The following is a 21,101-nucleotide window of genomic DNA, read 5'->3' on the forward strand; positions in this document are numbered from 1 at the left end:
CACAAGGCTTAGAGGCTTTAAACTGTCTCTAGTTTGTCGTTTTCCACTCATTTTGCGCTCACGATAGCAGCCAATGGCGGTAGCGGTTGGATTACTGTGAGTGTTTGCGTTGTCGGATTTTTAATGTCGATCGACTCATCCGATCGATAAAAGTGCGATCGCCCAAGCTATTTTGAAACTGAATAACAACAGGGAATGGTGATTAGCTATGATGGCAAATCTCTCGGCGCGCTGCTATGGGGGCGATCGCGATTTAGATGCGATCGCCCATTTAATCAATACTTGCGAAGAAGTCGATCGGCTCGATGAAGGCACTTCCATCTCGGAATTACAACAAGAATTTAACCAACCGTCCCTAGATGTAGCCCGCGATATCCGCCTTTGGGAAGATGCGGAAGGAAAATTAATCGGTTTTGCTCAGTTGTCCGTTTCTGAACCGGGGGAAGTAATTGACGGTTGGTTGTGGTTTCGCGTTCACCCCGACGCGCGCGGAGGCGATGTGGAAGCAGCCGAGATCGCCTGGGGTGAAGTGCGGATGCGCGAAGTGTCTGCAATGCGGGGCGGGCGCGTGAAGCTGCGAACCTATGCTCGCGCTGAGGATTGCGATCGCATTTCTGTGCTGACAAGTTGCGGTTTTAAGGCCGATCGCTATTTTTGCCGAATGGCGCGATCGCTCTCTGAACCGATCCCAGAACCGCAATTCCCCGAAGGTTTTGCCCTCATTCAGTTCCCCGGCGAACAGGATGCGGCAGCTTGGGTAGAAATGTTCAACCAGTCATTTATCGATCACTGGAATCATCACGATTTAACGGTGGATAAATTTAAGCACGAGTTAGCTAAACCCGATTACAGAAATGATTTAGACTTGATTGCTGTTGCTGATGACGGCACATTTGTCAGTTTTTGTTACTGCGAGATTAGTGTGCAAGAGTGCGATCGTACCGGGCGCAATGAAGGCTGGATTGCTTGTCTCGGCACTAGGCGTGGCTTCCGCAAAATTGGATTGGGACGAGCAATGTTGCTGGCTGGTTTGCATCGACTGAAAGCTGCCGGTGTCGCTACTGCTATTATCGGCGTCGATGCTGCAAATTCATCAGGTGCGATGCGACTTTACGAGTCTGCTGGCTTCCACAATATTCGCAACAGCATTTCCTATGTTAAGGATGTTTGATCGATGTTACAGATTGCGATCGCCCTTTGACCCAAGAAACCGGGTTTTTTACCGAATCTGCGGGTGGCAACGAAATATTTTGGTAAAAAAACCCGGTTTCTCGCCACTCGTGTAAGTTTTATCTAAAAAACTTTTGCTACCCCCTTGACACTTGTGTAGTATTTATGTAGCATATAAATATGGAAAGCGCAGGACAAGCAAAAACCTGTATTTTTCGTGCAAATTCTGAACCTTGACAACTAAATATTGCTCAAATTTTCAACGAACATCAATTTGAAAGTCTTGCAATATAGACTCGATGGTCATGTTGTTACTTTATACGAAAATGTTCGGTTACAAATTGACTCGATCCGAGTCAGATGTTGTACGAAATCAGTCTAATTTCAACGAATTTAATGCGGATTCAGAACAGAAAATTTCAGCCAGATTTCAATCAACCAAAAAGGCTGAGGAAATCCGCAAAATTAAACAAGCTTATCATTTAGAACGGCGCTTCTTTCAGTAAAGATTATCAGATTTCGTGAATCTTTACCGATACTGGCAATTTGCCCGCGTCTCACAAAAAGCCAAAGTCGAGAGCAGATAAGCTACTAATCCAAAATCAAAAATTGCTCTAGGAGGTATCGGTAATGGTTCACATTCGTTTTGAAGGACGTTCCTACGATCTGGCGGAAAACCAACTGGGTATCGCGGCAGGAATGAGCGACAAAGCTATTAAGGAACGTCTGGCAAATCATTTTGATGTCAAGGGATCTCGCTTCGATTCTTACGTGCTCGATCGCCGTCCCAGTGGCGATTTAATTGTTCGCCCAGAAGCCGTTTACGGCTAGAAATTCACTTAAAGCACGTATTAGGCAGCGCACCCTAACAAAAGAAGCTTACAAACTGGATACGTTCGACTTAAAATCGAATTGTAGGTTCAATTCCTACTTGCCGCGAGGCTAAAGCTTCTCTGACTTGTGCGCTGCCTTTTATAGCTGAATTTTTTATATCTATCCGGCGCTTAAAATTTCCACTTCGCGCCCCAACAAAGGAAGCTTACATACTAGCTCATTGGTAGAGCATTTCTCTTTAAAGAAAAGGTCGCTGGTTCAACTCCTGCGTATGTGCAAATGGCTTTCTTAACTTGCGCGAAGTGACTTTTGAGGCGCTATCAGCTCTTGTGGTTAATTCAGGATAATAATTAAGTAATCCTGTTTGTATTGAAGACTTCCGTCCTCAAAAATAAATTGGTATTAGCCATGAGAAAATGTTGGCCGATATCTCGCCGATGAAAGTCACAATTACTCGATCGTACATCTGGCTAACGGTTTGATTGCAAAATATGCCGATCGCACTTTACCATTTCGCTACTAGACGCGCGATCGCCTGATGTCCTGGGAAGCTCGGATTAATTGGGTTGAACCAGATTTGAAGTCACTCGACTCCGAAATAGTCCGCCAGGGATTGAAATCCCTGTCTAATAGCTAAAGTCCTCGCTATGAGGACTAAAGATATTTGTTTTTCTTGGTTTTTAATCACCGAAAATACATTTTTAAACACGCATTTCAGTCCTCTTAAGAGGACTTAAGCTTTGAGCCAGGGATTTCAATCCCTGGCGGACTAAGGCGATAGGTGCAAAATATTAGGTGACAGCAATGAATATGAATGTATTAGAGCGCGATTTGCGTTTGGAAATGCTCAACAGTCTCCTCACAACTCCTCACCGCCAATTAGAAAAAGTAGCAGAAATTCACAAGTTAATTATCGAATTAGATCCGATTTTTTACGGTCATTTAGCAGTGTGGTATCAACGCCACGGCGACGTGCGCGATCACAAGGAAGTTTTTGCCGGAAATTTGCTAACTTCGGCGCTGACGGAACACCGAGATGCCGGTTTTATGATGCTGCAAGAGTTCCCTCCCTACGAGGTTTCGCGGATTGTGGACTTTATGAAACAGCATCAGAATAAGGTGCCCCGCAGTGCGCGCACTGCTGTCACTCGCTATCTGAAATCGCGGGAAAAGAATGCACAGTTTTTCGATCGCGCCGCCATCCGCAACCGCAAGGCGATGAAGCATTTGTACGCAACGCTGCACGTCAAGCCGAGCGATCGCGCTAATGCTATCCTGTTTAAAGACAATCCGCCGGAAGACTCTCTGGCATTCGTGTTGAAGCAGTTGGCGAAGGCGGCGACACCTGCGGAACAGGCGAATTTGATTGTTGAGTACAAGATTCCGTATACGATCGCAGTTGGTGCGATCGGACAGCTAACGCCAACAGTTTTGGCGGCGCTGATTAACTCGATGTCGCCCCAGGAAGTCATCAACAATTTGAAATCGATTCAGTCGCGCGGCGCGATGGATCACCCGGAAGTCAAGCAGTTGATTGACTCGAAGCTGGATGAAGCGGCAAAGTGCGATCGGGTTTCTGCTTACAAAGCGAGTGTGGCGGGTGCGGGCGCCAACTTCGACGCAGCAACGGCGGCGAAGCTGGAAGCGGTGACAAACGAACAGGTGAAGAAGCGCGGGAAGATTGCGAAAGCAACTGGTTTGTTGATTGACAAGTCTGGTTCGATGGAAAGTGCGATCGAAGTCGGGAAGCGTCTCGCTGCTTTGATTTCGGGCATTTCCGAGGCTGCACTGTTCGTCTACGCCTTTGACACGATGCCGTATCCAGTGCAAGCAAACGGCAGCGAATTGACAGACTGGGAACGCGCTTTCAAGCACATTCGCAGTGGCGGCGGCACAAGTTGCGGTTGCGCGGTGGAAGCAATGCGAATTAAAAAGCAGGTTGTGGAGCAATTCATTATCGTAACAGATGAAGGCGAAAACTCTGCGCCTTATTTTGCAGATGCTTATCAGAATTACTGCCGCAGTTTGGGGGTAAATCCTGATGTTGTGATTGTGCGAGTTGGTGCTTGGTGCGAATATGTCCAGAAGCAATTGAAGGACAAACAAGTAGCGGTGGAAACCTTTACGTTTGCCGGGGATTACTACTCCTTGCCGAATTTAGTGCCGATGTTGAGCCGTCCTTCGCGGCTGGAATTGTTGATGGAAATTCTGGATACGTCGCTGCCTGTGAGGGATGATAAGTGATATAATTGGGCATGGCTCGTGAGTTAAGCTCGCGGGCTATCCTCGCAAAGTTAGTGGGAGTTAGAATTGTATGTCAACTGAGATTACATACACTGACGCTGAAGCAAATTTAGAACATCTCTGCGATCGCGCTGTTGAAACTGGCGAAGTAATAGTTATTAATAGGCCTAACGGTAAAAATGCGGTTTTGATTTCTGAGGCAGAATTAGAAAGTTTACTAGAAACCATTTATTTGCTGAGGTCGCCTGCCAATGCAACTCGTTTGTTTGCAGCATTAAAGAGAGCTAAAGCAAGAGTTGTTCAACCTCAGACGCTCGATGAAATTTGCCCAAAATCTGGGCTTGATGAAAGTGAGGTAGCGAGCGCTAGTGACTGCTTACAAAACGATCGCGCTCGACAACTGCTAGACAGTATCAATGATGCTTATGCAGATGGACTAGATTCGTCAGAGCAAGCTATGCTAGAGGGAATGCGTCAGCATCAGCGACAATTCATAGAAACAGAATGGTAAGTTGTCAGGGGGATATCTACTGGATAGATTTGGGACAACCGATAGGTTCGGAACCAGGCTATATTCGTCCTTATGTCGTGATTCAAAACGATGTTCTGAACATTTCTCTAATCAGAACTGTTATTGTTTGTGCATTGACTACTAATCTCAGACGAGCGAGGGCGATAGGTAATGTATTGCTTGAAGCAGGAGAAGCTGATCTAGCAGAACAAAGCGTAGTGAATGTGTCTCAAGTTTTTACCGTAGATAAGGCTTTGTTGACAGATAAAATTGGCCAACTATCTCAGGAACGAGTCCGACAGATTCTCGCAGGATTAGCACTTGTGACTAAACCAAGAGAAATAGATTCAAGTGAGCAACAGGAGAATTGAAGTTTTAATTTGGTCAGTTTTTACCTATTTTAAATTATTCTCTACTTTGAGCGATAATTTCTAGTAACTCTGGATTAGCGATGGCTGAGACTAAGTGGGAATCCGCAGCAGCCAAAGCAGCGCGTAACTTTTCCGAAGTCAGTGCGGGATATTTTTCTAACACCTGCTGTTGAGTCCATCCCGCAGCAAAGAGCCCTAGCAAAAATTCTACAGACAATCGAGTTTCTGGTGCTGCTGGTTGACTTGTTGAAGCTTTCGGGTTTGGATGAATGAGCTTTCGCCAGTCCATTGTTTTACTTAAACGATTGGGGAAGATTCCGCCGATTATACAGTATTTGGGCACAGTAGAAACACGGGCCTCGTTGACTGACTTTGTAACAGTGCCACCGCAGGTCATACCATGTTAGATTTTAGATTTTAGATTTTAGATTGGGAATCACTGATGAATTAAGGGTTTGAAGCTTGGCTAGAGTCGCATTTTTTGGGAACTGGTGTCATTTCGCGATTTTGCGATTAAATTGTTATTACGATCGCAGTACAGCACTTTCTTATAGACTAGACTAATGGGGTAGCGACGGGGCGAGATCCCTTTTTCCTTCAGTCCGTTTCAATACCGAACCGCGTTAGCCAAGCCCGCCCCTACGGGGGCTACGCCAACTAAGAGGATCGCACTAAATCTCAACCCACTGTCTAACGGACTGTGCCATCCACAGTGCAACCCACAATACAACTACTTTAACTTCTTAAAACTATGGGAAAAAAGTCGAAAGCCAAAAAATCCCAGGTCAAAAAATCCAGTTTGCTCTCCCAGCGACTGCAAGAAGCTCTCGATCGAGGCAGTAAAGTTTGGATTAAAACAAATAATAGCAGTTTCGGCGGCATCCCGATTAATTTGTTCGGGGAGTTTGCGGAACTTTTGGTGATAGTTCCCCCTAACGAACAGGCGGAAAATATCGATGCTTACGGACAAGTTACGTGGCTGATTCGACTCTCTGATATTATTGCACTCGCTTACCCTACTGAATATTGGTCTAAAGATAGATTAGAAAGTTTGCTGCCACCAGATGCAGTTACTTCCGAAGTAGGAGATTAACTGCGTAGGGTGTGCATTGCGTACCCTAATTTTAGCTGAGTTGTATTTGGTATGGTGTGCAATGCACACCATACATTTACTATTTTTTAAGCTGTTTTAGCAGCCAACATATACACCTCTTCCACCGATTTTTATCAGTTTAATTAGTTGTTGCAAGCTGAAAGCTGCACTTTACAACTGCCGCCCTCTAGTTCGCTGCAACCCGCGAGAGCTTGAGCTTCTGCTGCGGCTTTATCGTCGCCCCAGCCCGCACCTGCTCCTCCTTTGCCTACGGCGATCGCTCCACAATTATTACTATTAGATGTCAGCGGTTCGCAGTCGTTAGCACCTCCGCTTTGTTCATTGCAAGCGGCTACTGCTGCGTTTAGTGCTTCTTTCTCCGTAGCATGATCCCAACTAATACCAGTGGCGTCAGAAGTCGGAGAATAAGCAGTAGCTCCATAGCTGTCCTGAGCTTTAGCTACCTGGACTGAGCCAAAAAGAGGAAGTGTCAAAGCTGTGACTACAACCCACTTAGAAAAAAGCTTTTGCAGCATATTTACGCGATATATCTACAAGGTTAAATTGGGAGGTTCGCTCAATATTATATTAGGGTATTGATTCGCGTCAACAGTATTGATGAATCTTTATATTTATTTAATTTAAAAGTGTGTTAGGTAAAAAAGTTAAGACAGGACTTACCCATTCCGATGCCTAGAAACCGGGTTTTTTAGCGAATCGGCGGGCGGGAACGAAATATTTTTGTAAAAAACCCGGTTTCTGATTCCCTATGCGTAAGTCCTGTAAGATGAAGGAGGTCAATTCAGTGGCAGATATCCGCAAAATCCTCAGCCAACTCGCTGCCCAAGAAGCGCACCTACTCGATACTCAATTCCTGGCTCCTTGCGTGCGTGGGGGAAGCGTGCGGATAAGAGTTAGCTCAATGGTTTATACTTTTGTACCGCAGCCACAAAACTTTGAAGGATGGGCTATTTTTGCGCCATTAAATGAGAAAATAGCTGCGGTAATTGAGGAGCCGAGTTTGCCGCAAGTGGCCGAGTATTTGCAACTCCTCCTCCCCGTTCGCTTGCACTTGGCTTACGTGCTGCAAGGGCAAACCTGGCTGGCTTATCCTGTTAACGAATCTGATGCTAAACAGCGCACGGGTGTAGCGAAACCAGTACCAGTCCATTTAGTAACTGAAGGTTCGCAGTTTGAGCCGATTGTTGCGCGCTGGGACGGTCATTGTTTGTGGTTTGAAGAGATTGACAGGCGCGCCGATCTGCTGCCATCTGAGAAGTTAAAAGCAGCTTTAAAAAAGTTGATTTTGCCTCAAGAAGTTCGCTTTAAAGGGATGACGCCGGAAATGCGAACTGTTTACGAATTGGTGTCCCGAAATATTAAAGATTTCGATCCAAAAGTGCGGGATGAACAGCGCTTGCAGGGGGCATTGAAAATGGGCGGCGGTGAATTGCGGGATTTTTTAGATCGCGAAAATTATTGGCTAGTTGAATGGACTAGCGGAACCGGAGAACATCACACTTCTGCGATCGCCAAAAATGACTTGACAGTTATGAGTGCGGGGATTTGTCTCAGCGGATTGGACAAAGACTTCGACTTGCATTCATTGGTTGGAGTCGTCGAAAATCGATAATTCTTGATTACCATGAGTATATTTTTTCACGAACAACTTTACAGAAGTGCCGCCGTGATGTCGCAGATAAAAAATTTCCCGGTAACGGTGTGCGGGGCGGGCGCTTTGGGTGCGAATATTACAGAAAGTCTGGCGCGATCGGGCTTTTGCCAGTTAAAAGTCATCGATCGCGATCGCATCGAAGAGCGCAACCTTTCCACTCAACCCTATTATCGATCGGACATCGGCGCATTCAAAGCCAAAATTCTCGCCAACCACCTCTACCGCGCTTTGGGAGTCAGCATTGACGCGCACTCAAAAGAATTGACGCCCGCAAATGTCGATCGGCTGCTTGCTGTCAGCGCCACAGTCATCGATACTTTTGATAACAGTGTCGGGCGACAAGCAGTCAAGGATTACTGTGCGAGTGCCTCCCTTCCCTGCGTGCACGTCGGATTAGCTGCAGATTACTCGGAAATAATTTGGAACCAACACTATCGGGTTCCTTCAGCCGCGAATGATGACGTTTGCGATTACCCGCTGGCGAGAAACTTGGTAATGCTGACAGTTGCAGTTGCCTGCGAAGTAATTGTTACCTTTGCTGCTACCAAACAGCAACAAAATTTAACTTGCACGATCGGAGATTTTGCAGTAAAGCCACTTATATTGTAGAATGTCGGTTGACTGTTGCCAGAAACTCGGTCAAGATTGGATGCCTCCATCTCAGAAACCCGGTTTCTCACCCTCGAAAGAGATCGTCAAACCTACAACATACGCTTGAGAAAATTAACAGGGAAAGTATGTCCGAACAAGTTTGTACTGGTACTATTTCACTAGAATGCAAGCCAAAACCGCCCCCTCCTCCGCCTCCGCCTCCGCCTCCGCCTAAGCCTAAGCAGCAGACTTTTTATTATTTAGTAGCAGTTCTGGGCTTATTAGTTTTGACTGGCGCCAATGCAGCAAACTATACAGCGGGCAGCACAATTTGCCCCACTAATGATTGCAACGAACCAGAAGTCAGACCCCATAAAAGGATTTTAAAACACGGATCGAGAGGGGCAGATGTGAAGAAACTGCAAAAGTTGTTGAACGCGCGGGGCTTGTCCCCACACCCGATCGTAGTTGATGGCGTGTTCGGCCCGACAACTCTCGCAGCAGTGAAGAAATTTCAGCGGCAAGCTCATATTCCTGTAGACGGAGTTGTGGGAGGCCAAACTTGGGACAGACTGTTTGCTAGTTCGTAACTTTAAGCACCGGACAACAAAAGTTCCTAAGTCATCATTGCTAATCATTAATCGCTGCGGTTTGTAGTTGCACAGATAGCGCATTTTGTGCAACTACAGACACAGGAACTTTAATCAACAATCCATCGCATACTAGATTGCTAATGAATGAAGTTTTAGATTTTTGGTTTGGTCGCTCGAATGAAAAATTAACAGGGAAAATATGGCAGGATCACAGACTTTTTATTATTTACTAGCAGTTCTCGCCCTATTAGTTTTGACGGGCACAAGTAGAGCCAACTATGCAGCGGGTTCCGCAGTTTGCTACACTGATGATTGCCATCGACCAGCAGTGAAACACCATAAAAGGATTTTAAAATGCGGCTCGAAAGGGCACGATGTGAAGAAACTGCAAAAGTTGTTGAACGCGCGGGGCTTGTCCCGATACCCGATCGCAATTGATGGCGTTTTCGGTCCGACAACCGAAAATGCAGTGAAAAGATTTCAGCGGCAAGCTCATATTCCTGTAGACGGAGTTGTGGGAGGCCAAACTTGGGACAGACTGTTTGCTAGTTTGTAACTTTAAGCACCGGACAACAAAAGTTCCTAAGTCATCATTGCTAATCATTAATCGCTGCGGTTTGTAGTTGGACAGATAGCGCATTTTGTGCAACTACAGACACAGAAGCTTTAATCAACAATCAATCGCATACTAGATTGCTAATGAATGAAGTTTTAGATTTTTGGTTTGGTCGATCGCACTCTCCTGAGTTTGGCAAAGTCCACAAGAAATGGTTTGAAAAAGATGCGGATTTTGATGCCCAAGTGCGAGCGCGATTTCTGCCGCAATACGAACTAGCCGCCTCCGGTAAACTCGACTCATGGCAAGATTCCCCCGACAACTGCCTCGCATTAATTATACTGCTCGATCAATTTCCGCGCAATATGTTTCGCGGAACGCCCCAAGCATTCGCCACAGACAACAAAGCTTTAGCCACCGCCGAATACGCTGTTAATAATAAATTCGATCGCGAATTGGTTACTGTACAAAAATGGTTTATTTATTTGCCTTTTGAACACAGCGAAAACTTAGAAAACCAGCAAAAATCTGTCGAACTATTTCGCCAACTCAGCGGCGAACCAGACAGCGATTCAGTCATTGAATACGCGCAGAATCATTTGGAAATAATCGAGCGTTTTGGGAGATTTCCCCACCGCAATGAAATTCTCGGACGCGAAACAACCCCGGAAGAAGCGGAATTTCTGAGACAACCCGGTTCGGGATTTTAAAGGGCGATCGTAAAACTTTTTTGCGATCAGTATAAATACTGGTGAACCCCACCATGACTTTTTTGCCGATCATCAGTATAATACGGAATAATTATCATCTCTTCCCACTTGATATATAATCATGAAAAACTTTATTGAAGCTATTGGTGGACTAATAGGAATCCTAGCTTTTGTGAAAGGCATTCTTGAGTTCGTAGATCTCAATAGGATACGTAGATATGAGAAATTTCATGAGATGAGCCAAAGATTCGATGAGAACGAGTCAATCCAGAAAGTCTGTGAGCTTTTGCAAGATAGATATAGCAGCACATCAGTCACAAAACAGGAAAAAGAGGTATTTATCTGCTTTTTGGAAGAGATTTACTTTATGATTATGTCTGGGATAATGAAAAAGGAAATTGCACTGTACACCTTTGGCTATTATGCAAGAGAAGCAATGCACAACCAAAGATTTTGGCACGATCTTGATAGGGGGGAAGAGTATTACACTGTATTCCATAAATTCTGTCAAATGGTCTCTATCTTTGAGCCAAGCAAACTCGGAGTCAAGGAAACGCTAAAATACTGACCACCATGAAGATAAATTCTTAGGTCACAATGTAATTTTGACTGGTTATCCTTTGATTTAGTTTCTTATAAGCTAAAAAAAGTGGAACAATTAATCGGATTTAAACTAAGTAAATTTCCTCTAACTCTCAGAAGCATAGTCAATTTAGAGTATTTCGACGGCCCGCTACTATCGCTTTTTGAGAATGAATACGGCGATAGCTATCTTTATTCTTGGTGCGATGTAGATAATTTGTACAATCGCTGGTTGGTTTTCAGAGTTGCACAACTAACTCTCAAGCTTTACATAGAGGGACAAGTTTCATTGCACGAGTTAATTGTAAATCCTGTTGACGGATTTCTATATTCATTAGATATAGACAATGATTTACAGGTAAAAAACACTTATTTAATTCTGCCTGATAATTTACCGGCAATCTACTTGCCAGAAACAGATTCCTATTACGAACTGTCTGATTTAAATCGCGAAACTGCGGAAGAAGATAGGTTATTAATTTTTCAAAAAATTTCCGGCTAATCTCAACTTAGCAAGGTTTGAAGCTGACTAAAAAACCCGAGCCCCGACTTCTTGAAGAAGTCAGGATCTAATCCATCGCCCAATCGTCAGCCGCGATACTGCACCCTATAAATCCGGTTGTTCGCTTCCTCAGTAAACAGCAAACTCCCGTCAGGTAAAACCAGCAAACCAACCGGCCTCCCCCAAGTTTTCGGGCCAGACGGATCTGTGAGAAAACCAGTCAGAAAATCCTCATAATAACCTTGAGGGCGTCCGTTCGCCGCATTAAAAGGTACAAACACGATTTTATAACCAGTTCCAGAGTTCCGGTTCCAACTGCCGCGAAACGCCACAAATGCGCCGTTGAGAAATCTTTTGGGAAACGTTTTGCCGTCGTAAAACTGAAGCCCCAAAGCCGCCGAGTGCGCCTGAAACAGCACGTCTGGCATTAATGTTTTAGCCGCTAAATCAGGTCGATCGCTATTGCCGTTTCTGGCGTGGCGCGGGTCGAGCAAATTCGGCTTAAAATAAGTGTAAGGCCAGCCGTAAAACTCGCCTTGACGAATTCTTGTCAAGTAATCCGGCACCAAATCATCTCCCAAACCGTCGCGTTCGTTGACTGTCGTGTAGAGTTGATTGGTTTTTGGGTGAAAATCCAATCCCACCGGATTTCGCAACCCAGAAGCAAAAATTTGTTGGTTCTTGCCGTCCAAATTCATCACTTGAACAGACGCCCTCGGCAGCGGTTCGACATCGGCATTAGACTGCGATCCAACTGAGACGAAAAGCTTGCTATTGTCGGGGGAAACGACAACATTTCGCGTCCAGTGTTGGTTGTAGCCGCCGCCCGGTAAATCAGCAATTTTTTGACCGGTACCTGTCAATTGTTCCTGCCCTTTTGTGTAGGGAAATCGGCGGACTTCAGCGGTATTTCCGAGGAAAAAATAGCGATCGGCAAAAGCCATGCCAAAGGGAATATTTAACCCGTTTTGGACACTGGCAAAAGTTTTGCGAACCTCAGCAACCCCGTCGCGGTTGGCATCGCGCAACAGTGTAATCCGATTCTGCCTGGTTTCTGTGACCAAAACATCGCCTGTCGGCGTCAAAGCCAGCCATCGGGGAGCGTCTAAATTGTCAGCAAAAACGTTGACGACAAAGCCAGGAGGCACTCGCAGCACTGGCGATGCGGGAATCGGTATTACTTGAGGAGGTTTTGAGGCGCTGTCGCTGGCTCCTGGCTGCGGCAAAGCAGTTGCAACAATACGGATTGGCTGCGGCGACAGCGGTTTGGTCGGTACAATTTGATTTGTCCCAACATTTGTCAGCGGTGCACGGGAGGGAATTTGCGAGACGGGGCTGTTGTCGCCCACAGCAGGGGATCTCGCATCTGTAGCTCGATCGCACGCAATCATCGGCAACAGCAGAATTAGCAGCAAGAAACGCAGGTAATACATAGCAGCGATTTCTCCACAATTGCTGGACAATTCTATTATTCTAACTGCTATTCAACAGCTAAGCCACCGCCGGCGCGGTGGCTTAATTCCATGTACTGATACCAGTTGCCAAAAAGAATGCAAGTGTAGGCCCGTGTTCCAAACCTTGATCTTCATCAGTCAATCGATTTTAGATTTGCTATTTTAGATTTTAGATTGAAGAAAGCAATCCCACGAATTAATCCGGGGGCCCCGGATCAAATTGCTTGATTGTCATTCCCAATCTTCAATCTTCAATCTAAAATCTAAAATCTAAAATCGTATAACCTAGCTCTACCAAAGTCCTCTCACAGGAGCCGGACGGGGAGCCGGAGCCGGAATTGGACGGGGAGCCGGACGAGGAGCCGGAGCCGGAGCCGGACGAGGAGCCGGACGCGGTGGGGGTTCTGGAGCCGGACGCGGTGCCGGTGCTGGGGTTGCGGGACGAGCAACCGTTGTGGCTACCACCTTATAATCGGGGATCACCGCGATATTTTGGATCTGAGATCCGGCGACGGTGGCTCTGACTTTCATTCCCGGTACTAAGCCAATAATTCTCAGGACGCATCTTTGAACCCTGAGAGTCCTGTACGGCGCGCTTTCTTCGCGAATAGTTACTACGTCGCCGACAATACTTTTGACAAAACCGACAATGGTTGTAGTGTTTGCTGTTGTGGTGGTCTGCGTTTGGGCTATTTGAGTTGCAGGGTTAGCCATCGCAGGATGTACTGAGACCGCCGAAATTACCACCGACAGTGTTGCACCTGTCAATAATTTGATGTTCTGAAGACGCATTGAAACCTCACATTAACTGCTATTCAGGGTCGGGTTTGCTTCCGCTGCACGAAAGTCCCAACCTCTATACCTAATCCAGTTTAATCCCCAAAGTAGGAAATTTATGACAATCTCAAAAAAAGATTATCGAACAAGTATTGAAAGACTAAATTTTACATCATAAGTTCCCGATTTACAACAAGTTCAGCGGTTTGCATCTCTAGAGTGTTGCCGTGATATATTGAGTTTATTCGATCGACCGTTGCCGTTTTTTTCCGCCCACCTAACTGTTGCTGGGGGAGAACTCTACCCAAAGACAGATTGTGATTGCCGGATACAGCAGCGCCATAGTTTGAATACTCGATCCCCAGTCGGTCATTGCTAAAAAATCTAATTAGTCGGAGGTAAAATCTAATCATTTTCTGGCAATATTTACGCATAAACCGGGTTTTCTCACGACATTCTATTGCGTAACTCCACTGAGCCACTTATAAAAACCTTGTGGTTTTGGTATTATTGCCTAAGCTTTGTGTTGAGTTACCAGTTATCAGTGGTGGAATTTCAACTAAAAACTGTACAGCGCAGTTGCCGTCATTCGATTTTAGATTTTAAATTTGAGATTTTCGATTGACTTGCGCGAGATAAATCCGGGGGCTTGAGGATGCAAGGATTTGGGATTGGGGATTGATTCCACGGATAAATCACGTGGCGGGTACCACATGAAGAAATTCTTGGTCAAAAAGCCCACTCAAAATTTTTCCGAGCGGGTGCGGTTGGCGGATAATTAGATCGGAACTTTGTAGGAAATGCTGGTGAGGAGTTTAGCGAAGAAAACAATGGTGAAGAGCAAATTTTTGTTTAACAAGTTAATTGTACTGAGCTTGAGTGCAGCCTCGCTGTCGATCGGCATACAGCAGCAGACGACTGCCGAAGTGGTGGCTAATTCAAGCAATAGTGCGATCGCAGCGCAGCGGCCCACCTCCGAGACACAATTGCCGAATCTCGGAACCCCAGAACTGCCTCCCTTGGGAGAACCATTTCGTTATATTCCCCAGGAACCACAGCCTGCGGTAAATCCTATTGAGGAAGTGCGTTTAGTGCTGAAATTGCGAGAACGCCGCGTCTATGTTTACCGACAAAATAAGGTGCAAACCAGTTTCCCGGTTGCTGTGGGAAAAGGCGGGTGGGAAACTCCTACGGGCAATTTTAAAGTTATGCAAATGATCAAAGATCCAGTTTGGCAAAATCCTTGGACAGGAGAACTTATTCCTGCTGGGCCAGACAATCCATTAGGAAGTAGGTGGATGGGGTTTTGGACGGATGGCAAGAATGTGATTGGTTTTCATGGCACTCCGAATCCAGAGTCGATCGGGGGGGCGGCTTCTCACGGCTGCGTCAGAATGTTTGATAAAGACGCACAGGCTTTATTTGAGAAAGTCGCCGTTGGCACACCGGTGATAGTTGAGCATTAATTATTTGGAGTTTGGGGTGCATCAAAATATCTAGGAACAGGCAAGATGCCTGTTCCACAAAAATTCAATACAGGCAAGATGCCTGTTCCACAAAAATTCAATACAGGCAAGATGCCTGTTCCACAAAAATTCAATTTTCTTGTGGGGAGTAGGGGTTGGGCAGGAGAGCCCGCCCATGAAATACTAATTGATAATGGTGATTTTCGGCGAGTTAGAACTTACACCTTAAACCTCTGTCAGCAAGAGGCTTTCCGGCCTGTTCCACAACAAAGAGTTATATCATGTCCGGTCGATTCCCTCCGCTTCGCTTCGCCCGAAATCAGGTAGGGGCGGGTTCAACAACAATATCTGCCAATAATTGACAATCTCAAAAACCCGCCCCGCCGGGATATTATGGTTAATCGATCGGACATAATATTAAATAGATTGCTGGTATTTTTCCAGCAACTCCGGGATGTAATCGTAGCCATCAACACCGATCGCCGGAATGATATTCGCTCGACTTTTAGCCAAAGCTTGTTTAAAAGATTCCGCCCCCATTTGACCCTGCAAAATGGTCAACAAACCAGCCGATTGACGCCACTCCATCGCACCAATTTGCTCCAAAGTATACATTCCTAAACTGCCTGCAAATATCGCTTTTTCTAGTGAGTTGATTCTGTAATAAGCTTGAGCCAAGTAAGCCAAATTCAGACCTTGCAAATATAAATCCCCTGAAAATTGAGCCGCTTGCCAACCTTTGAGCAAATATTCGATCGCAGCTTCAGCATTTTCCAGGGCGATTTTAGCAATACCGAGACTGCTGGAACAAAAAGCTTGACTTTGCCTGTCTCCCAATTTTTCCGATAGCAACAAACCTTGTTCCAAATAACCGATCGCACTCTCATAAACCTCCGGTTCCACCTCCTCCAACTGCCGCGCTTGAAACACTTCGCTGTAACCCAAATTAGCCAGAGCATTTGCCTCGCCTTGTCGCTCTCCCGTTTGTCGTGCCATAATTAAAGCCCGCTGGCTGTAATTAATCGCTTCCTGATAATTTTTTTGAGCAACATAGTTGCGGCTGATGTGATTGAGATTGGCAACTTCGCAAGCTTTGTCTCCTTCGGTACGGGCAATTTCCAGCGCTTGCTTGTGCAGCAAGAGCGATCGCTCATAGGCCCCAGCCGCCTGCATCGAATAACCCAAAAGCGTCAGAATCCGAGCTTTCGCTTGAGTGCCTTCAACTCGCCGCAGCGGTTCATCTAAATAATCCAAAGTATGACGCAGAGCTTTACCATCAAACGAAGCAAAAATCCCCCCGTAAAGCGGAAAATATTCCCGCTGAGAAAAAGCGCGCAAAATTTGCAAAGTTACTTGAAAACAAGCATTTGCCAACTGTTCCCCGCTCTTGGTAGAATTATTAAATCCACTAGCTAGCTGACTCCAAATTACCGCAAAAGTAATGTAAGTAGAAATTGAAGCTTTTGTTGACACTTTGGAATCGTAAACTTGCTTGTCAAACCATGTCGCCAACGCCCGCTGCAAGCACTGCAAAATAATCGCCACTTCCACCAATATGCCTAAATCTAAATTCGATTGCTGGGCTGCGAATTGAACTACAGATTCACCGAGGGCAATAGTATTTAAAAGAGCCTGGGGAAAGGGACTGTTAACTTTTTTAGCCCAAAAAGCCCAAGGCCCATTTTGTTCTGGACTACCGGCAAATCCTAGCTGCTGCGGCTGATAAATCCAGCCCACAAGTTCCGGTTCCAAACGCTGCCAAGATTCTAAACCTTTAGCGATGCCGGCGGTGATTTGCTGCAAATCTTGTTCGGTTTCGGGATTGGCAGTTTGCAGCATTTGTTGGTGCAGAGATTTTGCCAATTGCTGCAATTGAGCGAGAGTCAGCGGATGTTCTTTATTCGGATCGATTACTTGCAATAATGCCAGGAGGCGGGCATTAGATTCAGCACTAACGATTTGTTGGATTGAGGATGCAATTGCGCGATCGACGCGGTTATCTTTCTGCCAGCGTTCCCATTCTCCTTGGATGGTTTTGAGAGCTCTGAGGCTGCGATTTGCCTTTGCTTGTTTGATTTCGTCTTTTTCATTTCTGAGTTGATTTTCGGCTGCATCAAGGCGTTCGCCGAAACAGCGTTCAAATATTTCGCCAGTACCGGTGCTAATGTCTTGCACCAGCATTTGATAAACTTGTTCTTTGGAGCGAATTTGACCTTTGAGGGTGATTTCGACAATTTTGTCGATTAGTGCTAGGTAGCGATCGCGCAGTGAGGTAGAGTCTGGCATAATTTATTTTTAGTTAATAAGTTTTTATGGACAGCGCTTGCAGCTTGCACCATTTCATGCTGCTATTTAATTTTACAGCTCATCTGGATTAATGCCCATTGCTCGCAGTCGATCGGCTAATCGGTTTGCTCGCTGACTTTCTAATTCAGCTCGCTGACTTTCTAATTCAGCTCGCTGCCTTTCAAACTCCTCTGGAGTCAGAACCCAATCGCCACTGACATCGTACCAACGCAGCCACAATCTCGAACAACCTTGATAACAACCTTCCCACAAACCTATACCTAATTCTAATTCCGGTATCCAGAATCGCGGCTCGGTTAAAACTTGTTCGCGGTAACGATTGCCAATCAAACGAAATACTCTCAGTTGATTGTTGTACCGACTGAAAACAAAGTAGTAAGGAATCTCCAAAATCTGTTCGTAAACTCGGCACTTAGTAGGCGGTTTATTTGGTGCTTCTTCTGTGATTCCTAAATCCTCCTCTTCAGTTCCAGGTGACAGCAGTTCCACTACTACCAGAGGACTGACATTTTCTTGCCACATCACGTAGCTGAGGCGCAATTCGTCACCTCGATAAAATCTCGGAACCCCCAAGACGACAAACCAATCAGGTTTTTTGTACCAATTGAGATGGTTAGAATCGTAGTAGAGATTGAGGTCTGTCGCTATAAATATTTGTTCTGGCGGATGGTTAGCGGGGCGGCAGGTTAAACGCAGCAGTTCCGGTTGAAACTCGTGGAATTCGTCAGGCAAACCGGGTTCCTCCGGGTCTTCACTGGGTAAATCATACATCGTAGGGAGGACTTTTGTTTGCGAAGGCTGCGAATCCGGTACGTACATCGTCATAAGATTACCCAGGCGAGACGGCTTGAGGAGATTGAAGCGGTACGGCAATTGTAATATTATAGCGGTTTTCCGTTGAATCAGCTAGATGCCTAGTAATTAATCATGGATAATTGGTAATCAGTAAATGATTTTCAAGCGGGAGGCTATTTATTAAAATACAAATGTGAGGCATAATTAGATTGCAGATTTTATCGAGTTTTTTGTGATTTCAGAAACTGTTACCATCTCAAAAAGCAATTCCATCTTAGAAGCACAAGGATTAACCCGTCGCTTTGGCGGCTTAATTGCTGTAAACAACGTATCTTTTACAGTTGAAAAAAACGAGATTTTTGGATTAATCGGCCCTAACGGCGCGGGCAAGACAACTCTATTTAATCTCATGACTGGACTGATACCTGCTTCTAGTGGCAACCTGATTTATCAAAATGAAAATATTTCCCAATTGAAGCCTTATCAAATTGCTAATAAAGGTATTGCCAGAACTTTTCAAAATATCCGGTTATTTGGGGAACTTTCTGCTGTGGAAAATGTAGCGATCGCCCGACACATCCACAGTCGATCGGGCAATCCAGTTTTAGCGGTGCTGGCGGGGATTTTCGGCTTGCCAGCATCTAACGCAATGGAACGCAAAACCCAGCGAAAAGCCTTAGAATTGCTTGATTTAGTCGGATTGGGCGATCGCGCGGGCGAACAAGCGAAAAACTTGCCCTACGGCGACCAGAGGCGCTTAGAAATTGCCCGCGCTTTAGCCCTAGAACCGCAAATATTGCTGTTAGATGAACCAGCAGCGGGGATGAATCCCAATGAAAAGCACAAATTAAGCGAATTTATCCGAGAAGTGCGCCAACAATTCAATTTAACTGTAATATTGATCGAGCATCATGTACCGCTAGTTATGGGATTGTGCGATCGCATTGCCGTCTTGCATTTCGGTCAGCTTATTGCCTTGGGCGAGCCTGCTATTGTCAGGAATGACCCGGCGGTTATTGAGGCTTATTTGGGAGATGAAAAATAACTAAGGAAACCCGGCGATTGGAAATCGCGTCTACACAAACAATGTCCGTTTACGCGGACTAAGAGTAATATTAAAAAATCACATATTGCACCATTATTACACATTCTGTAGGGGCGGGTTCACCGACAATAATTGCCTAAAAATAACAATCTCATAAACCCGCCCCCACCCAACATTAAATCGCAATGTACCTCAAACTCAAAGTCACAGAAAATGCACGAAATCCCACCCCAAATATCTCAAAATATCCTCTTAGAACTCAAGAATGTTTCTGTAAATTATGGTGGAATTCAAGCCATACAAAATATTAATATCACGATTAATGCGGGCGAGGTTGTCAGTCTCATCGGCGCCAACGGTGCGGGCAAAAGTACCACATTGAGAGCTATTTCCAAAATAGTTAATTTGCGACAAGGACAAATTATTTATAACGGGCGCGATATTAGTCGCCGCCAAGCTCACGAAGTTGTGAAATTGGGAATCGCCCATAGCCCAGAAGGGCGGCGGGTTTTGGCGCAGCAAACGGTGTTAACTAACTTAGAATTGGGGGCCTATATTCGATCGGACTCGGCAGCAGTAAAAGCCGATTTAGAGCGCCAATTTGAGATATTTCCGCGCCTAGCAGAAAGGCGCCGCCAGCTAGCAGGAACCCTCAGCGGCGGGGAACAGCAAATGCTGGCGATCGCCCGCGCTCTGATGTCGCGCCCGAAGCTGCTATTATTAGACGAGCCTAGTTTAGGCTTAGCACCCGCGATCGTCAAAGAAATTTTCGGAATTATTCAAAACCTGCGTTCCACAGGCGTTACAATCCTTTTAGTCGAACAAAACGCCAGTTTAGCACTGCAAATTGCCGATCGGGGTTACGTGCTAGAAGCTGGTAACATTACTCTCACAGGTATTGGAGCAGATTTGCTAAACGACGAGCGAGTCAGGAGCGCATATTTAGGATGACTTGGTTAATTTTAGGACTCTTGACCGCTTTCTTTGAAGCCGTAAAAGACGTTTTTGGGAAACAAAACCTCAAAAAAAGTGACGAATATGTCGTCGCTTGGTCTCTCTCATTTTTTTCAGTCATCTTTTTGATTCCCTGGGTAGTTTATACAGGAATTCCGGCATTAAACTCTCAATTTTGGCTCGCCCTATTAATCGGAGGTAGCATCAACGCTGTCACATCCCTCCTCTACATCAAAGCCATCAAAGTATCAGATTTATCCCTGACACTCCCGCTGGTAGCTTTGACACCATTATTTATGTTGGTAACTTCACCATTAATTGTCGGGGAATATCCCAAAATCTTTGATTATATTGGCATTTTACTAATCGTACTCGGCTCTTATTTATTAAATATAAAAGAGAAATCTAAAGGATATTTAGCCCCATTCAAAGCACTCCTGGATGAACCCGGGCCAAAATTGATGTTAATCGTCGCATTGCTATGGAGTATTGCCTCAAATTTTGACAAAATAGGAGTTACAAATTCCTCCCCTATTTTTTGGTTATTCTCTTTGTTTGGTACAATCAGTGTCTTGCTACTGCCAGTTTTATTGCACAAAACCCCAAATCCAGGGCGAAAAATTCTCAAACAATTACCAATGCTAGCTGCTATGGGGTCTTTAAATGCTATGGGAGTCCTTTTTCAAATGCAAGCTTTGACATTAACTTTCGTAGTGCAAGTGATCGCGATTAAGCGTACTAGCGTGTTAATGGGTGTATTGTTCGGTCATTTAATTTTTAAGGAAAAAGATATTCAACAAAGATTATTAGGGGCCGGAATCATGATTTTGGGAGTTTTATTTATCAGTTTATAGCTTAAAACCTCAGAAAC

At 45.3% G+C, this 21,101-nt stretch carries 24 protein-coding genes and 1 tRNA gene; 19 read left to right on the top strand and 6 right to left on the bottom strand.

Annotation, left to right across the window (positions count from 1 at the left end; genetic code table 11):
- Positions 1-208 precede the first annotated feature (208 nt).
- The 7 genes from QUB39_RS11410 to QUB39_RS11440 all read left to right on the top strand — a co-directional run bounded on the left by QUB39_RS11410 (position 209) and on the right by QUB39_RS11440 (position 5,130).
- Positions 209-1,171 carry a GNAT family N-acetyltransferase gene (locus QUB39_RS11410; RefSeq protein ID WP_333053564.1) on the top strand — a complete coding sequence of 321 codons (963 nt, stop codon included), beginning with the start codon at positions 209-211 and terminating at the stop codon, positions 1,169-1,171.
- 325 nt (positions 1,172-1,496) lie between these two features.
- Positions 1,497-1,676, top strand: coding sequence for a radical SAM protein (locus tag QUB39_RS11415; RefSeq protein ID WP_333208932.1), 180 nt, complete (start codon positions 1,497-1,499; stop codon positions 1,674-1,676).
- 124 nt (positions 1,677-1,800) lie between these two features.
- On the top strand, positions 1,801-2,001 hold the full coding sequence (locus QUB39_RS11420; RefSeq protein ID WP_333053565.1) for a hypothetical protein: 201 nt from the start codon (positions 1,801-1,803) through the stop codon (positions 1,999-2,001).
- 209 nt (positions 2,002-2,210) lie between these two features.
- A tRNA-OTHER gene (locus QUB39_RS11425) sits at positions 2,211-2,281 on the top strand.
- Positions 2,282-2,808: 527 nt separating this feature from the next.
- Positions 2,809-4,248, top strand: a complete 1,440-nt coding sequence (locus QUB39_RS11430) for a hypothetical protein (RefSeq protein ID WP_333208930.1) — start codon at positions 2,809-2,811, stop codon at positions 4,246-4,248.
- A gap of 70 nt (positions 4,249-4,318) precedes the next feature.
- On the top strand, positions 4,319-4,759 hold the full coding sequence (locus tag QUB39_RS11435) for a type II toxin-antitoxin system prevent-host-death family antitoxin (protein ID WP_333208928.1): 441 nt from the start codon (positions 4,319-4,321) through the stop codon (positions 4,757-4,759).
- Positions 4,753-5,130, top strand: coding sequence for a type II toxin-antitoxin system PemK/MazF family toxin (locus QUB39_RS11440; RefSeq protein ID WP_333208926.1), 378 nt, complete (start codon positions 4,753-4,755; stop codon positions 5,128-5,130). Before QUB39_RS11435 ends, QUB39_RS11440 begins: the two co-directional genes overlap by 7 nt.
- A 34-nt stretch (positions 5,131-5,164) precedes the next feature.
- Here QUB39_RS11440 and QUB39_RS11445 read toward each other — a convergent pair whose 3' ends face one another.
- A complete protein-coding gene (locus QUB39_RS11445) occupies positions 5,165-5,419 on the bottom strand; it encodes a DUF433 domain-containing protein (protein ID WP_333208924.1) in 255 nt (84 codons plus the stop codon).
- A 462-nt stretch (positions 5,420-5,881) separates the two neighbouring features.
- Between QUB39_RS11445 and QUB39_RS11450 the strand changes: the two genes are divergently transcribed.
- Positions 5,882-6,223, top strand: coding sequence for a hypothetical protein (locus QUB39_RS11450; protein WP_333149124.1), 342 nt, complete (start codon positions 5,882-5,884; stop codon positions 6,221-6,223).
- A gap of 143 nt (positions 6,224-6,366) precedes the next feature.
- On the opposite strand, the gene QUB39_RS11455 is transcribed toward QUB39_RS11450, so the two are convergent.
- Complete coding sequence (locus QUB39_RS11455; RefSeq protein ID WP_333053569.1) at positions 6,367-6,759, bottom strand: DUF4189 domain-containing protein; 393 nt, start codon at positions 6,757-6,759, stop codon at positions 6,367-6,369.
- Positions 6,760-7,028: 269 nt separating this feature from the next.
- Between QUB39_RS11455 and QUB39_RS11460 the strand changes: the two genes are divergently transcribed.
- The 7 genes from QUB39_RS11460 (at position 7,029) to QUB39_RS11490 (ending at position 11,432) form a co-directional block, all read left to right on the top strand.
- Positions 7,029-7,856: a hypothetical protein gene (locus tag QUB39_RS11460; RefSeq protein ID WP_333208922.1), complete on the top strand. Its 828-nt coding sequence runs from the start codon at positions 7,029-7,031 to the stop codon at positions 7,854-7,856.
- Between the two features lie 12 nt (positions 7,857-7,868).
- Positions 7,869-8,507: a ThiF family adenylyltransferase gene (locus QUB39_RS11465; protein ID WP_333208920.1), complete on the top strand. Its 639-nt coding sequence runs from the start codon at positions 7,869-7,871 to the stop codon at positions 8,505-8,507.
- 128 nt (positions 8,508-8,635) lie between these two features.
- On the top strand, positions 8,636-9,079 hold the full coding sequence (locus QUB39_RS11470; protein WP_333053572.1) for a peptidoglycan-binding domain-containing protein: 444 nt from the start codon (positions 8,636-8,638) through the stop codon (positions 9,077-9,079).
- A gap of 202 nt (positions 9,080-9,281) precedes the next feature.
- Positions 9,282-9,638, top strand: a complete 357-nt coding sequence (locus tag QUB39_RS11475; RefSeq protein ID WP_333053573.1) for a peptidoglycan-binding domain-containing protein — start codon at positions 9,282-9,284, stop codon at positions 9,636-9,638.
- A 143-nt stretch (positions 9,639-9,781) separates the two neighbouring features.
- Positions 9,782-10,348, top strand: a complete 567-nt coding sequence (locus QUB39_RS11480; protein WP_333208918.1) for a DUF924 family protein — start codon at positions 9,782-9,784, stop codon at positions 10,346-10,348.
- A 121-nt stretch (positions 10,349-10,469) separates the two neighbouring features.
- Positions 10,470-10,916, top strand: coding sequence for a hypothetical protein (locus QUB39_RS11485; RefSeq protein ID WP_333053575.1), 447 nt, complete (start codon positions 10,470-10,472; stop codon positions 10,914-10,916).
- An 81-nt stretch (positions 10,917-10,997) separates the two neighbouring features.
- Positions 10,998-11,432, top strand: coding sequence for a DUF6575 domain-containing protein (locus QUB39_RS11490; RefSeq protein ID WP_333053576.1), 435 nt, complete (start codon positions 10,998-11,000; stop codon positions 11,430-11,432).
- An 86-nt stretch (positions 11,433-11,518) separates the two neighbouring features.
- On the opposite strand, the gene QUB39_RS11495 is transcribed toward QUB39_RS11490, so the two are convergent.
- Together QUB39_RS11495 and QUB39_RS11500 are read right to left on the bottom strand one after the other, a co-directional pair.
- Positions 11,519-12,865 (bottom strand): sorbosone dehydrogenase family protein, encoded by a 1,347-nt coding sequence (locus QUB39_RS11495; protein WP_333208916.1) that lies wholly within the window; start codon positions 12,863-12,865, stop codon positions 11,519-11,521.
- Positions 12,866-13,177: 312 nt separating this feature from the next.
- On the bottom strand, positions 13,178-13,678 hold the full coding sequence (locus QUB39_RS11500; RefSeq protein ID WP_333053578.1) for an autotransporter: 501 nt from the start codon (positions 13,676-13,678) through the stop codon (positions 13,178-13,180).
- An 815-nt stretch (positions 13,679-14,493) separates the two neighbouring features.
- On the opposite strand from QUB39_RS11500, the gene QUB39_RS11505 reads away from it, so the two are divergent.
- Positions 14,494-15,129, top strand: coding sequence for a L,D-transpeptidase (locus QUB39_RS11505; protein ID WP_333053579.1), 636 nt, complete (start codon positions 14,494-14,496; stop codon positions 15,127-15,129).
- A 417-nt stretch (positions 15,130-15,546) separates the two neighbouring features.
- Here the strand turns inward: QUB39_RS11505 and QUB39_RS11510 are convergent, their stop codons facing one another.
- Both QUB39_RS11510 and QUB39_RS11515 read right to left on the bottom strand, forming a co-directional pair.
- Complete coding sequence (locus QUB39_RS11510; RefSeq protein WP_333208914.1) at positions 15,547-17,415, bottom strand: tetratricopeptide repeat protein; 1,869 nt, start codon at positions 17,413-17,415, stop codon at positions 15,547-15,549.
- 72 nt (positions 17,416-17,487) lie between these two features.
- Positions 17,488-18,261, bottom strand: a complete 774-nt coding sequence (locus QUB39_RS11515; protein WP_333053581.1) for a Uma2 family endonuclease — start codon at positions 18,259-18,261, stop codon at positions 17,488-17,490.
- A gap of 202 nt (positions 18,262-18,463) precedes the next feature.
- On the opposite strand from QUB39_RS11515, the gene QUB39_RS11520 reads away from it, so the two are divergent.
- The 3 genes from QUB39_RS11520 (at position 18,464) to QUB39_RS11530 (ending at position 21,084) form a co-directional block, all read left to right on the top strand.
- The gene (locus QUB39_RS11520) at positions 18,464-19,276 is read left to right on the top strand and encodes an ABC transporter ATP-binding protein (protein WP_333053582.1); all 813 of its coding nucleotides are present in this window, start codon (positions 18,464-18,466) and stop codon (positions 19,274-19,276) included.
- Between the two features lie 213 nt (positions 19,277-19,489).
- Positions 19,490-20,227: an ABC transporter ATP-binding protein gene (locus QUB39_RS11525; protein ID WP_333053583.1), complete on the top strand. Its 738-nt coding sequence runs from the start codon at positions 19,490-19,492 to the stop codon at positions 20,225-20,227.
- A complete protein-coding gene (locus QUB39_RS11530) occupies positions 20,224-21,084 on the top strand; it encodes an EamA family transporter (protein ID WP_333208911.1) in 861 nt (286 codons plus the stop codon). Before QUB39_RS11525 ends, QUB39_RS11530 begins: the two co-directional genes overlap by 4 nt.
- Positions 21,085-21,101 lie beyond the last annotated feature (17 nt).

Origin of the sequence: Microcoleus sp. AT8-B5, assembly GCF_036705565.1 — a bacterium.
Classification (GTDB): domain Bacteria; phylum Cyanobacteriota; class Cyanobacteriia; order Cyanobacteriales; family Microcoleaceae; genus Microcoleus.